Annotated in this window: 9 protein-coding genes; all 9 read left to right on the forward strand. The window is 46.6% G+C overall.

Annotation, left to right across the window (positions count from 1 at the left end; translation table 11 throughout):
• Positions 1-283 precede the first annotated feature (283 nt).
• The 9 genes from HQ48_RS03840 (at position 284) to HQ48_RS03880 (ending at position 14,048) form a co-directional block, all read left to right on the forward strand.
• The gene (locus tag HQ48_RS03840) at positions 284-2,653 is read left to right on the forward strand and encodes an RND family transporter (protein ID WP_036850002.1); all 2,370 of its coding nucleotides are present in this window, start codon (positions 284-286) and stop codon (positions 2,651-2,653) included.
• Positions 2,654-2,673: 20 nt separating this feature from the next.
• Positions 2,674-4,452 (forward strand): ABC transporter ATP-binding protein, encoded by a 1,779-nt coding sequence (locus HQ48_RS03845; protein ID WP_044231746.1) that lies wholly within the window; start codon positions 2,674-2,676, stop codon positions 4,450-4,452.
• A complete protein-coding gene (locus HQ48_RS03850; RefSeq protein WP_036849996.1) occupies positions 4,445-6,169 on the forward strand; it encodes an ABC transporter ATP-binding protein in 1,725 nt (574 codons plus the stop codon). Before HQ48_RS03845 ends, HQ48_RS03850 begins: the two co-directional genes overlap by 8 nt.
• Positions 6,170-6,191: 22 nt before the next feature.
• Positions 6,192-6,977, forward strand: coding sequence for an outer membrane lipoprotein-sorting protein (locus HQ48_RS03855; RefSeq protein ID WP_036845232.1), 786 nt, complete (start codon positions 6,192-6,194; stop codon positions 6,975-6,977).
• On the forward strand, positions 6,977-8,236 hold the full coding sequence (locus HQ48_RS03860) for a DUF1302 family protein (RefSeq protein ID WP_036845229.1): 1,260 nt from the start codon (positions 6,977-6,979) through the stop codon (positions 8,234-8,236). The genes HQ48_RS03855 and HQ48_RS03860 overlap by 1 nt, the downstream gene beginning before the upstream one ends.
• Positions 8,237-8,246: 10 nt before the next feature.
• Positions 8,247-10,589, forward strand: coding sequence for a TonB-dependent receptor (locus HQ48_RS03865; protein ID WP_036845226.1), 2,343 nt, complete (start codon positions 8,247-8,249; stop codon positions 10,587-10,589).
• Between the two features lie 35 nt (positions 10,590-10,624).
• Positions 10,625-11,863: a DUF5074 domain-containing protein gene (locus HQ48_RS03870; RefSeq protein WP_036849989.1), complete on the forward strand. Its 1,239-nt coding sequence runs from the start codon at positions 10,625-10,627 to the stop codon at positions 11,861-11,863.
• A gap of 485 nt (positions 11,864-12,348) precedes the next feature.
• Complete coding sequence (locus HQ48_RS03875) at positions 12,349-12,684, forward strand: RteC domain-containing protein (protein ID WP_036845210.1); 336 nt, start codon at positions 12,349-12,351, stop codon at positions 12,682-12,684.
• Between the two features lie 152 nt (positions 12,685-12,836).
• Complete coding sequence (locus HQ48_RS03880) at positions 12,837-14,048, forward strand: ATP-binding protein (RefSeq protein WP_036849987.1); 1,212 nt, start codon at positions 12,837-12,839, stop codon at positions 14,046-14,048.
• The last annotated feature ends 98 nt before the right edge of the window (positions 14,049-14,146 follow it).

Below are 14,146 nucleotides of genomic sequence, written 5' to 3' on the forward strand. Positions count from 1 at the left end.
GATATTTCGGATAAAGAGATGATTACAACGAAAGACGAAAATAACGGTACTGAATGTACTCAGACAGAATTATGGGACTTACCTTAACAATCAAAAGTATGAAACGGGATATTTCAATAACGTATTCCATAGAGCGAGTCGCCCACTTAGGGCGGCTCGCTTTGTTTTTGAACAGAACAGACTTTTGTTCGTTTTTGAGCCAACAATATCGAAGCGATTATCAGAAGTTGAAACGCTTTTATCCGCCCTCAATGAATGAAACAACTTACAAACAGCAAATGATATGAAAATAGAAAGAATCAATGATTGGTTTGCTCGTCGGGGCAAATGGATGGTACAAAGACGATGGCTGGTACTAAGCTTATCTATCCTCGTCTTTGCCATAGGATTTACAGGGTTAAGATACTTCAAGGTGAGTGCTTCGTGGGAAGACTACTTTCTCGAAGACGATCCGATGCTTGTTAAGACAGAAGAGTTCAAGGATATATTCGGAAATGACAATTTCGCAGCGGTACTGACCCGATGCGACAATTTGTTTACGAAAGAGAATTTGGAACTTATCCGTGAACTCACCAACGAGATGATGGACAGCCTTTCGTATGCCGACAAAATCACGTCGCTCACCGACATCGAGTTTATGATGGGTGGAGAAGAAGGCATTGACATCGAACAGATTGTACCGGACACTATCCCATCAGATCCGGCGAAACTGGAGGAGATACGCCACAAGGCTTACCTGAAACCTCACGTTGCAGAGCGGCTTGTTTCCAAAGACGGGACACTCTCGTGGATTATACTCAAACTGCGCACTTTCCCAGAAGACTCAGTGTGGAACAAGGGGAAGAATGCCGTTGCTCCTGAGGTGTTGACGGGTAACGAGCTGGAGCATATCATCACCAAGGACAAATACCAAAAGCTCCATCCCAAGGGAACGGGACTGCCCTATGTTACCGCCATGAAAATGAAATGGATAAATAAGGAAATGCCCCGTGTGCTGGGTATCGCCACCCTAATCTCCATACTTATCCTGCTATTGGTAACGCGCTCCTTTAGAGGAGTGGTCGTGCCGCTTGTCACTGCCGTAGGCTCCATTGTCATTGTTTACGGTATGTTAGGTTACGTGGGTATGACAATAGATAGCGGCATGGTGATGATTCCCATGCTCTTGACATTTGCCGTTTCCATTGCATACAACATCCACGTGTATTCCTATTTCAAACGCCAATTTCTCATACACGGAAAGAGGAAACAAGCGGTAGAAGAAACAGTGAGAGAAATGGGATGGCCGGTGCTGTTCAGCGCACTCACCACCTTTGCCGCCTTGCTTTCCTTCCTTGCCATACCAATGCAACCCATGCGTTTTATTGGTATAGCGACTTCTTCATGCGTGATGCTGGCGTTCTTTATAGCCATTACATTGATGCCTGTGCTCCTTAGTTTTGGTAAGGACGGAAAACCACACCCCAAAGTGCAGGAAACAGGCGGACGATGGTTAGACCGAAAATTAGAGAAGATGGGGGTAGGGGTACTTAAACACGGCACTTTGATACTATGGCTTACCGGAATGATCACTGTCGCTCTTGTCTATCAATTCACCAAAATAGAGACCGCCTTTGACGTGGAGCGAACCATGGGGCGAAAGATAGCCTATGTAAACAACCTCTTGGAAGTGGGCGAGAGTGAACTTGGGTCTGTCTATACCTATGATGTGATGATAGAACTGCCTGATAATGGATTGGCAAAATCGCCCGAAATCCTAGTGCGATTAGATTCCTTAGCACAACACGTAGACAGGTATAAATTAACCAAGCGCACAACCACGGTATTGAATATCCTCAAAGACCTGAACCAAACCCTGCACGATGGGGATGCCTCTTATTATACTATCCCTCACAATCCTGAAGAGGTGGCACAGTTGCTACTCCTTTATGAAAATGCAGGAGGTAGTGAGGCAGAGTACTGGATCGATTATGATTATCGGCGCCTTCGCCTGATGGTCGAGATGAATTCATACGATTCCGGAGAAACAGAACGGGAGTTGAACGATATAGTTGCTCATGCCAAAAAGCTTTTCCCGAAAGCCACAGTCACTACCGTAGGCAGCATTCCACAGTTTACGGCGATGATGCAGTATGTAGCTCGCGGACAGATGGTTTCTTTCGCTATTTCACTTCTGATTATCGGCATCCTGATGATGCTTGTCTTCGGCAGTGTACGTATCGGACTTATCGGTTTGATACCCAACCTTACCCCGGCTTTGGTGGTAGGCGGTCTGATGGGATGGTTTGGCTATCCGTTGGATATGATGACCGCCACCATCATGCCGATGATTCTCGGATTGGCAGTAGATGATACCATTCACTTTATCAACCACGGGCATTTGGAGTTCGACCGCCGGGGCAATTACCGGGAGGCTATCCTCCGTTCGTTCCGCACTATTGGAACACCGATTGTGCTGACAAGCATAGTGATCTGTACCAACTTTGCCGTCTATACTACTTCTGAAAGCCTTTCCTTTATACACATGGGGGTACTCTCCGTGGCAGGTATTGTATCGGCACTGCTTGCCGATCTCTGTGTCACTCCCATATTGTTCCAAAAGTTCAACCTGTTCGGTAAGGAGACAAATACAAACGAAACTCGGGTTGAGTGAACAAACATAATTGAATACAAATGAATACTACAAAAAAACAGAAGAAAACGCCCGTTTTGAAGCGGTTGCTGCCATACGCAGGCAAGAAGGGCTATATGCTTCCGCTGGCGATGATTTTTTCATCCCTATCGGGTATTATGGTGCTGATGCCTATGGTTTATATCCATAAGATTGTCAGCGGGATTATTTTGAGCAATAGTGTCGATGGAGTTTCCATACGGTACTATGCAATTCTGGCGGCGAGTTTTGCCGCAGCAGGAATGCTGCTCTATTTCTTTGCGCTAATGGTATCCCACCTCTTCGCTTTTGAGGTAGAGGCGAACATCATCAAGCTCAGTGTGAAGAAGATGATGGCGAAACCGTTGGGCTTTTTCGCCAACCGCGAAAGCGGTAACCTACGCAAAACCATTGTCGATGGAGCGGGCGAGACCCACACCATGCTGGCGCATCAGCTGCCGGACTTTGCCATGACCATCGTTTCGCCCATCGTGCTGTTGGTATTCTTCTTCCTTTTCGACTGGCGATTAGGCTTGGTGAGCCTGATACCGATGGTCATAAGCATGTTGTTGATGGCAACCATGAGCACCAAAAAGGGTATGAAGATGCGGGAAGAATACTACGAAGGACTTGCCAACCTTTCCGCCGAGTCGGTGGAGTACGTGCGCGGCATACCGGTCGTGAAAACCTTTGCCCAGAGCGTGGAGAGTTTCGAACGTTTCTATTCGCTCATCGTAAAGATGAAAGATTTCGTGGTACGGTGGAGCATGGGATTCAAAAACAAAATGTCGCTGTACGAGGCAATTTCAAGTTCCACAGCATTCTTCTTGGTACCCGTTGCCATCATGCTGTTCACCACAGGCGGCGACATGCGGCAGGTGCTGGGCAATTCTGTTATCTATCTGTTGATAGGTCCAGTATTCGGTGTTTTTATGATGCGTAGTGCATCTATTCAAAACTTCATCTACTTGGCCGAGTTGGCATTGGATAAAATTGACGTCGCTTTGGATTACGACGACTTCGCTTATGGCAGAAAAACTGCAATTGAAGATGGTCTGGAGTTCAGGAACGTCTCGTTTTCATACGGGAAAGAAAAAGTGCTGGACAATGTGTCTTTCAAAGTGAACAAAGGAGAAACTGTTGCCTTGGTCGGTGTTTCTGGAGGCGGAAAAACCACCGTGGCACGTCTGGCAGCCCGTTTCTATGATGCCGATGAAGGCGAAATTTTAGTCGGAGGCACCAACATCAAGGAATATGAGAAAACGGCGCTGATGCGAAAGATCGCTTTTGTATTCCAAATGTCCAAGCTCTTTAAGATGAGCCTGCGCGAGAATTTATTGTTGGGTAATCCCAACGCCAGCAATGAGGAGATAGAGCAAGCTCTTGTCAGGGCCGGAGCCAAAGAGATTGTCGATAATTTAGAAAAGGGCTTGGATACGGTTTACGGTACCAAGGGGACCTATTTCTCAGGCGGTGAAGCCCAACGACTTTCCATTGCGAGAGCTTTCCTGAAGAACGCCGATTTTGTCATCCTTGACGAGGCGACCGCTTTTGCCGACCCCGAAAATGAGCATATTATTCAGGCTTCGTTCAGGGAACTGTCAAAGGACAAAACCACATTAATGATTGCCCATAGGCTCTCTTCCGTGGTTAATGCCGATAGAATCCTTGTGATGGAGAACGGCAAAATAGTGGAAAGCGGTACACATAACGAATTATTAACCCAAGGTGGTGCCTACAAAAAGCTGTGGAACGAATATCAAAAAGCTGCCAACTGGAAAATAGGAGGTAAAAATGAATAATTTCTTAAAGCAAAAATATGCCATGTCGGATCAGGGAGCGAAGAACTTGAAAAAATCTATCTTCTCGCACACGATCCTGAATCTGACCAAGATGTTTCCACCCATCGTCGGATTTATGTTTCTGTTTCAGTATCTGGGCGGTCTGGAAGGCATTCCCGCACCGGCAGAACTAACTCTTGCCGACTATATTGTCATCATCGTAGTGATGCTGTTGGTGATGTTTATCGTGGCAAGGTGGGACTATGTGCGCCTTTACGACAATGTTTATAACGAGAGTGCCAACTCGCGCATCGACATAGCCAACCGCCTGAAGAAACTGCCACTTTCTTATTTCGGCAAGCGCGATGTGTCCGACCTTTCGGCAACCATGATGAGCGACTTGCAACTTTATGAACAGATATTTTCGCACTCCGTACCGCATATCTATGCCACTTCCATTTCCACGATTATCGTTTCCATTATGATACTCGCCTACAATTGGCAGCTCGGATTGGCGGCATTGTGGGTTATTCCCGTCTCGTTGCTGCTCTTTTCCCTTTCTAAAAGGAAACAACGGAAAACCATGGACGCATGCGTGAAAACCGGTCGCGAAGTGTTCGACGATTTGCAAGAGAAAATAGACCAAATACAAGAAATCAAATCCTATAACCTGGAAGATCGGTCACTAAACGAGTTCTGCCACAAGCTGGACAGCAATACCCGTACAAAGATGAAAGGGGAGTTCTACGCCGGTATTGCCACGTCATTGGCAGGCATGTTGATGAAGCTCGGCATCGTCACGGTGGCGATTGTCGGCGCCAATATGCTGATTGCCGGACAAATCAACATCCTCGTCTATATCGCCTATCTCATCCTTACGGCAAGCATCTACCTGCCTATCGAGGGAATCCTCACCTTTATGGCGATGATCGTGGCGCTCGACGGCGTGGTGACGCGTATCAAAGAGATTAAAACCATGCCCGTTCAGGAAGGCAAACAGGAAATGAGTCCCAAGGATTACAGCATTGATTTCGAAGACGTCGTGTTCGGCTACGAGGACCATACCGTCATCAACGGCGTGAGCTTCACCGCCAAGCAAGGAGAAGTTACCGCCTTGATCGGTCCTTCCGGAAGCGGCAAAACCACCCTCACCAAATTAGCAGCTCGTTTCTGGGATATTCAGCAGGGTAAGATACTGTTGGGTGGCGAGGACATCAGCCGGATAGACCCCGAAACGCTGCTGAAAAACTACGCCATTGTCTTTCAGGATGTGGTGCTGTTCAACACCAGCATAAAAGAGAATATCCGCGTAGGAAGAAAGGGAGCTACGGACGAGGAGGTGGCTCGCGTTGCCAAAATAGCCCGCTGCGATGAGTTTATCGACCGCATGCCCGAAGGCATGGACACCATTATCGGCGAAAACGGCGAGCGGCTTTCCGGCGGCGAGCGCCAGTGCATCTCCATAGCAAGGGCCATACTGAAAGATGCTCCCATCATCCTGATGGACGAGGCCACCGCCTCGCTCGACGTGGAAAACGAAAACCTGATACAGGAGGCTTTGTCGGAGCTGATTAAAAACAAGACGGTCATTGTCATCGCCCATCGGATGCGTACTATTCGCGGAGCCGATAAAATAGTGCTGCTTAATCAAGGCAAGATTGAGGCTATGGGCACTGACGCAGAGTTGCAGGCACAATCAGCGACCTATCGGAAGATGCTTGAAAAGTCAATGGTATAAAATCAACAACAAAATATCAATCATGATGAAAAGAATTATTTTAACAAGTTTGGTGGTATTGGCTTTTGCCGCCACGGCAATGGCTCAGACGGGCAGAGAGATTGCCCAAAAAGTAAAAGACCGTCCCGATGGCGATACCCGTCAATCGGAATTGGTGATGAAACTGATTAATAAGCGCGGAGCAGTGCGCGAGCGCAAACTGATTTCTTATTCCATCGACGTGGGCAAAGGAAAGAAAGACCGCAAGAGCATTATGTTCTTCCAATACCCCGGTGACGTAAAAGGTACGGGGTTTCTCACGTGGGATTATGACAACCCCGACAAGGACGATGATAAATGGCTCTACCTGCCCGCCATGAAGAAAACCCGACGTATCAGCGGCTCGTCTGCTAAGCAAGATTACTTTATGGGCAGTGACTTTACCTATGATGATATGGGCAGTCGCAACGTGGATGAGGACACGCACAAACTGCTGGGTAAAGAAGAAATAGATGGGCATAAGTGTTGGAAATTGGAATCTACGCCCAAAGACAAACGCGAGATTTATTCCAAGAAAATAGCCTTCATACGCCAAGACTGTCTGATAGCCGTCAAGGTGGAGTATTATGACAAAATGGGGAAGCTGCACCGCCGTCTTGAATTATCGGACATTGCCAAAGTAGCAGGATTCTGGGTTGCACAGAAGCTACACATGACAAATGTGCAGACAGAGCATCAAACGATTCTTGAAATTAAGAATCCCAAGTATGACCTTCCCATGGAGGAGACAAAATTCAATGTTACCACTTTGGAGAAAGGTAGGTTCTGATGACAAACACAAGTAATCGTTCTATAAAGTTTTTGCTGCTGTTTCTCTCACTCTTGTCCCTACACGCCGCATGGGGACAGGAAGAAGGGGTTTCATCGTGGCAACTCAAAGGCTTTGTTGATACCTATCATGCCGCCCGTTCCGAGAAGCCGAACGACTTTATGTCTTCACGCACCCGGGTAAAGGGTGAAATAGGGAAAAGTTTTGGCAGTTCGACGCTCTTTGTCTCGTTCAATGCCACCCACAATGCCTTGCTGAAGGAACGCACGGGGTTTGAACTGCGGGAGGCATATCTCGACCACAGAGAGGAGCACTGGGGCTTTCGCCTCGGTCGGCAACTGGTCATTTGGGGTGTGGCAGACGGAGTGCGCATTACCGACTTGGTTTCTCCGATGGATATGACGGAGTTCTTGGCACAGGACTACGATGACATCCGTATGCCGGTCAATGCCCTGCGCTTCTTTGTCTTTAATGAGAAGATGAAGTTAGAGCTGCTTGCCGTACCGACCTTCGAGGGGTATAAGTTGCCGACCGATGCCGGAAATCCATGGAGCGTGCTGCCTAAAAATACCGTTCAGCCCCTTGTCTGGCACGAGGACGGAAGCCACCCAAAGTTCCGTTTTTCCAACATGGAATATGGAGGAAAACTTTGCTTTACCTTGCCGGGAGTGGATTTTTCCATTGCTGCCTTGCATACGTGGAACAAGATGCCTGTGATTACCTACCGATCTTCAGGTACCCACATGGCCGTATCTCCACGATATTACCGCATGGGATTCTTCGGAGGAGATATATCCAAGCCGTTGGGGCAGTTTGTCCTACGTGGCGAAGCAGCATTCAATGTGGACAAGCATTTCAGCTACAAACCCGAGGCGGGAGCTATGGAGCAGAAGGGCTTCAACACGGTGAATTATCTCGTGGGCGTGGATTGGTATGCGCCTCATGAATGGATGGTGATGGCGCAGTTTTCTTCGGAAAGTATTCTGCGATATGAAAATCAAATAGCACAACCTCGTCATCAGTCACTCCTCACGCTCAATGTGTCTAAAAAACTGTTGGACAGCACATTGCAATTATCCAACTTCACCTATTTCGACCTCAACCACAAGGGATGGTTCAGCCGCTTTACCTCCTCCTATGCGCTGAATGACCACATTCAACTATCGGTAGGTTATGATTGGTTTGGAGGCAATGAGGGGATATTCGGTAGGTACAAAAACAATTCAGAAATATGGGCAAAGGCAAAATATAATTTTTAGCAATAAAACAATGAAACAGAAAGTACTCTATCTTTTCTTATCACTAATGCTCATGAGCCTTAGTGTCTCCGCTCAAACAGGGGGAGGACGGATTGCGGGCATAGTTATCGACGATTCAGGCGAAGAACCGCTACCCGGTGCAACCATCTTTATAGAGGAACTGAAAAAGGGCGTTGCAGCAAATGGGCATGGGGAGTTCTCTTTTTCTGACATCCCCCCAGCCACCTATACGCTTACCGTGAAATTTATGGGTTACCACGCGCAAACCAGTAAGATCACAGTAGGTAAGGAGAGAGGCAAGAAAATCATCATCCGCATGAAAGCCCAATCCCAATCGCTTGAAGAGGTTATTGTGATGGGCAAGAGCGAAGCCCGTAAGATACGGGAGCAGGCAATGCCTATATCCGTAATCAGCATGAGTCAGATACAAGGAACGGTCAACAATGTGCAGGATGTTCTGGCAAAGACTGCCGGTATCACCGTGCGGACGATGGGTGGTGTGGGCAGTGCTTCTCGTATTTCGGTACGTGGGTTGGAAGGAAAACGTATTGGACTTTTCATTGACGGGCATCCGATGAACGATAATTCCGATTTTATCGACATCAATGATATTCCGGTGGAAATGATTGATCGCATTGAGATATATAAAGGTGTTGTTCCCGCCAAGTTCGGAGGATCTGCCGTGGGAGGAGCCGTAAACATTGTCGTCAAAGAGTATCCTCCCAAGTATTTGGACGTGAATTATTCTTATGGAAGTTTCAATACCCACAAAGCATCTGTGGTGAGCAAGATGAACATTGCTTCAAAAGGTATCGAGTTCGGGTTAGGAGGTTTTTATAACCATTCCGACAATAACTACAAGATGAAGTCTCCCTTCCAGGAGGGGCTTACGATAACCCGAGATCACGACAAGTTTAAGAAGACGGTTATCGGCGGCAGCTTTAAGGCTCGGAAGTGGTGGTTTGATTTGGTGGAATTTGAACCTGTCTTCATACATACCTATAAGGATATACAGGGGATAGAGTCAAATATTCAGTATGCCCACAGCCATTCCAACGCTTTTATTTTCGCCAATAAGATGGAGAAGGACAACTTTCTCTTGGAAGGGCTGGACTTGGATTGGCAACTGGGATATATTTACACCAACTATAATTTTGCCGATACCGCCTCTCATCGCACACATTGGGACGGAACGCATTATCCGGCGGCTTCCAAATTTGGTGGCGAAATCGGCAAATGGGCTTCATTATTGACGAATGATAAGCACCAATTACAGCACAAATTGAATCTCAACTATCTTGTCAATGAAAACCATTCGGTCAACTTTAACTCTTTGCTGAAATATGCCCGTGCCAACCCCAAGGATGTAATAAAGGACAAGGTCATTGGCTACCGTACTGAATTTCCAAGCAATATGCTCAACTGGGTGGCGGGATTGAACTACGACTATCGCTCTTCAGACGATAAGTTCCTCAATTCTGTCAATATCAAGTATTACCACTATTTGATGAAAACGCGGATGGCAAGTATTCTTACAAATTCAGCGGAAGATATAGATACTCGCAAGAATGATTTCGGCATCAGCAATGCGCTTCGTTACCGTATCACTCCCACCCTGATGGCAAAAGCGTCACTCGGGTATGATGTAAGGCTTCCATCGGAAGAAGAACTGCTGGGCGATGGATATGTAATAGCTCCTGCGGGCAATTTGATTCCTGAACGCAACACAAGTGTAAACGTGGGAATGATGTTTGACCTGACAGGAAAGTCTCCCAGCAACATGCAAGTAGAAGTAAATGGTTTTTACATGTATCTACAGGACATGATTCGCTTTACGGGAGGCTTCTTGCAATCGCAGTATCAAAATTTTGGCGAGATGAGGACTCTTGGTGTGGAAGCAGAGGTGAAAGCCGATGTCACACGTTGGCTCTATGGTTACGTAAACGCGACCTATCAAGACCTGCGAGATATGCGTAGGTATGAACAAAACACCACCATTGCCAATCCGACGAAGGGCAGCCGTATGCCCAATATACCTTATCTGATGGCAAATGCAGGACTGGAGTTTCACAAGGAGAATCTATTCGGAGGCAGAGGAATGAACACGCGCATATTTACCGATGCCTCATTCGTGGAAGAATACCTTTATGATTTCGAGCAAAGCCAGTTCCAGCAGCATCGCATACCGAGAACCTTCTCATGCAGTATGGGCTTTGAGCAGAGTTTCGGCAATGGACGCTACTTCATTATGGGGAAAATAAACAACCTGACCGATACGCAAATGATCAGCGAATTCAATCGCCCCTTGCCAGGACGTAGTTTCATCGTCAGATTCAGATATGTGTTCAAGTAATCAATCATCTAATAATCAATTAAACAAAAAAAGCAATGAAAAAGAAAATGATTTTCGCAGCAGCCATGTTTGCTGCACTGTGTCTCAACTCATGTGACAAGAACGATCCGGACACTCCCATAGCAGGAGGTACGGGAAATGTACTGCTACTGACAGCCTTGCCCAATGCTACGGGCATGGATGGAACAGTCTATATGCAACTCATTGACGAGCCCAAGTTGGGCACGACGATGGCTGTTGACAATAAAAATGGCATAAATGTTCCCTTTGGCAGTTCTTACCCCATGGTAATAGGTGATGAGGTCTATGTCTTCCCAAGCTATCACATGACTATGGACAAGAATGAACTGATCAAGTATCGCCGCACAAACAGTGGTTTGCAGAAAGTGGGCAGTATGCCATTGCCTGCCAACAACAGTGCCAACAGCCTCGTCAAGCTGTCTCCGACAAAGGCGTATCTGTCGCTTGCCGGATTGGGGGTAATCTACATTTTCAATCCCGAGACAATGCAGAAGACGGGAGAGATAGACCTGACATCTTTGGGCATACAGGACAATAATCCCGACATAGGAATTATGATAGAACGTGACGGATACGTGTTTGCAGGTCTAAGTCAGATGGTGGGAGGCTGGACAAGCCCTAAAGATTACAAACAAGCAGATGTAGCCGTCATTGACTCGAAGACGGACAAGCTGGTCAAGATGATTTCGGAGAAAGCCAGTGGTTTCTCTCAAGCTACACGTCCCATTGACCCGAAGTCTTTGTTCATGGATGAAAAAGGGGATATATACATCTCTTGTCTCGGCAATTTCGGAATGGTAGCAGGACATAAGGCTGGCATACTGCGAATCAAAAAGGGCGAAACGGATTTTGACCCCACATATCATTGGACGATAACCGGAGCAACTATTGAAAGAGAAGAGAAAACGGCCGGATTTGCGGCTTCTATCTGTTATATAGCCAGCGGCAAAGCCTACGGATACATTGATGTTCCGGGCTATTACAAGCCTGGCGAAACAGGGCATGCCGCTATCGCAAGCAGAGCCGTTGTATTTGACCTGTACAATCAGAAGATGACGAAAATTGAAGGACTGGAATTGTCCAACGGCTATGGTGTATTGGTCTCTAAGTATAAAGACGGCTTGGCCATCTGCAATGCTTCAGCAACGACCAAAGGAATCTATTATCTCAATCCTCGGACATCTGAGGTCAATCCAACTCCTATGATAACCACTGTAGGAAACCCTATGGCAATAGAATGGATTGGCAAGTAAATCATAGCCTATAACCAAGAGGGCGAAGACGGGAGCAGAACCCTCTGCTTTCTTCTTTGCCCTCTTTTTTATCCTCTAGTTCAAGTTAGAACCGATACGGATACTACAAATCTCCATCATTTGCCTCTGTATGTGGAGAACCTGCAATCGAACAAAAAGATGAACAATTGAAATACAAAGAGGAAAACGAGATTATAATGAATAAATTATCAATATGAAACGACTTATACAAACAACTGCATTTGAACAACTAATTTCAAATGATTTGACAGCAATCCAAATGAGGGCTGTTTGTGATAGTTTTATCAAGGATGTAATAAAACTAAGCGAAACGGAAAGAAATCCACAATCTTTATTTCGGGCTCTTTGTTACACTCGATTCCATTTACAAACAATCTACGAAAAGAGCGGATTAACAACGGAGATGGGGAAAAAATGTATCAGAGCTGCTATACGTCATTGACAAAGAGTTAGAATTATGGTATATGCGAATGCAAGGAGTTTTATCTTTATCACCTCCGAGTTTGCAATCCAATTCCTTCTGTATCCATTGGACAGGTAAAGCAACCGACTTGGTCGAACTACTCTATGCACTCGATACCTGTGACTGTATTAACGATGGTGAAATCGGTATAGAAGAATTGGCAGATACCTTTTCTGAAATCTTTGGTGTAGAAATCAAGAACTGCTACAACGTCTATATGAACATGAAACGCCGCAAGGATGACAGCCGAACCTACTTTCTTGATGAACTCCGAGAGAAGCTGAACAAGCGTATGGTGGAGAGCGACCTGAAAGGCGGCAAGTTCAAGAAACGGTGAATCAAAAGGAGGAACTCTCTCCCTCTCATTTGCCGATTACCTTAAGTTTACGGCAATTTTATTTGGAGAAACAGAGAGAATTGAGTATTTTTACATGCAGAATTGAGTAAAATACTCATCACAATTGAGTAAATCCATCATTAGATTTGAGCATGAACTATATTCGCAAACAATATCACACGCTGAAAGCACGCATTCAGGAGCCAAGGCGTTTTATGCAAGTATTGGCAGGTCCGAGACAAGTAGGCAAATCTACTCTCGTAGGGCAGGTGCTGCAGGACGTACCTATTCCATATTCGGTAGAAGTAGCAGATGCCGTCGATCCGAAAGACAGCGACTGGATACGCCGAGTGTGGGAAGGAGCACGAACCACCATGACACTCCGTGGAGAGGCTGAACGCCTGCTTGTGATTGATGAAATCCAGAAGATTGACAATTGGAGCGAGGTGGTCAAGAGAGAATGGGACGAGGACACGCGCAAGCATGTCAATCTGAAGGTGGTACTGCTGGGCAGCAGCCGTCTGTTGCTCAAGAGAGGACTTACGGAGTCGTTGGCAGGGCGTTTTGAACTTATTCGCCTCGGGCATTGGAGCTATCAGGAGATGCACGACGCTTTCGGAGTGACACTCGACGAGTACATCTACTTTGGCGGCTATCCCGGTGCAGCCCACATGATTGGTGACGAAAAGCGTTGGCGTAAGTATATCAAGGATTCGTTGGTGGCTCCCGCCATCGAAAAGGATGTACTGATGACCTCCAACATCTACAAGCCTGCCCTTATGAAACAATTGTTTGAGTTAGGGTGCGGTTATTCTGCCGAAATACTTTCTCTGACAAAACTGATGGGACAACTGCAGGATGCCGGCAACGTGACTACGTTGGCTTCGTATTTGGAGATACTCGACCAGTGTGCATTGCTGACGGGATTGCAAAAGTATGCCAATGATGAGGCCCGAAAGCGTGGCTCCATTCCCAAATACCAAGTGTACAACAACGCCTTGCTGACGGCATATAAAGGCAGGTCGTTCCTTATGGACAGAACGGACACGACGCTTTGGGGGCGATGGGTGGAGAGTGCGGTAGGTGCTCATTTGCTGGGCATGGCAGAGGAGGCAGACTATCAAGTGTATTACTGGCGAGAGCCTGCAAGGAACAAGGCAGATAAGGACAAAGAGGTGGATTTCATCATCGTAAACGATGGTGAGGTGACAGCTATTGAGGTGAAAAGCGGTCGTCGCGGGATGAACTCAGGTCTTCCTGTCTTTGTGGAGGCATTCCATCCCAAGAAATCTTTTGTCGTGGGCTCGGGAGGCGTTTCGTTGGAAGACTTTCTGAGGTGTGACATAGAGGTATTGTTGGGATGATGTTATACTTCTCTGCAGGATATAACTAAAAGACAATAAGCCTCTCAGGCGCGTCGAAAGACAGCATACTTGAGGGGCGTTCTTCATTTATAAGGGAG

Source organism: Porphyromonas sp. COT-290 OH3588 (assembly GCF_000769075.1).
GTDB lineage: Bacteria > Bacteroidota > Bacteroidia > Bacteroidales > Porphyromonadaceae > Porphyromonas.

Bases quoted from the DNA above. Each gene is read 5' to 3' on its own strand.
- HQ48_RS03840 (WP_036850002.1), top strand. From the start codon at position 284: ATGAAAATAGAAAGAATCAATGATTGGTTTGCTCGTCGGGGCAAATGG.
- HQ48_RS03845 (WP_044231746.1), top strand. From the start codon at position 2,674: ATGAATACTACAAAAAAACAGAAGAAAACGCCCGTTTTGAAGCGGTTG.
- HQ48_RS03850 (WP_036849996.1), top strand. From the start codon at position 4,445: ATGAATAATTTCTTAAAGCAAAAATATGCCATGTCGGATCAGGGAGCG.
- HQ48_RS03855 (WP_036845232.1), top strand. From the start codon at position 6,192: ATGATGAAAAGAATTATTTTAACAAGTTTGGTGGTATTGGCTTTTGCC.
- HQ48_RS03860 (WP_036845229.1), top strand. From the start codon at position 6,977: ATGACAAACACAAGTAATCGTTCTATAAAGTTTTTGCTGCTGTTTCTC.
- HQ48_RS03865 (WP_036845226.1), top strand. From the start codon at position 8,247: ATGAAACAGAAAGTACTCTATCTTTTCTTATCACTAATGCTCATGAGC.
- HQ48_RS03870 (WP_036849989.1), top strand. From the start codon at position 10,625: ATGAAAAAGAAAATGATTTTCGCAGCAGCCATGTTTGCTGCACTGTGT.
- HQ48_RS03875 (WP_036845210.1), top strand. From the start codon at position 12,349: ATGCGAATGCAAGGAGTTTTATCTTTATCACCTCCGAGTTTGCAATCC.
- HQ48_RS03880 (WP_036849987.1), top strand. From the start codon at position 12,837: ATGAACTATATTCGCAAACAATATCACACGCTGAAAGCACGCATTCAG.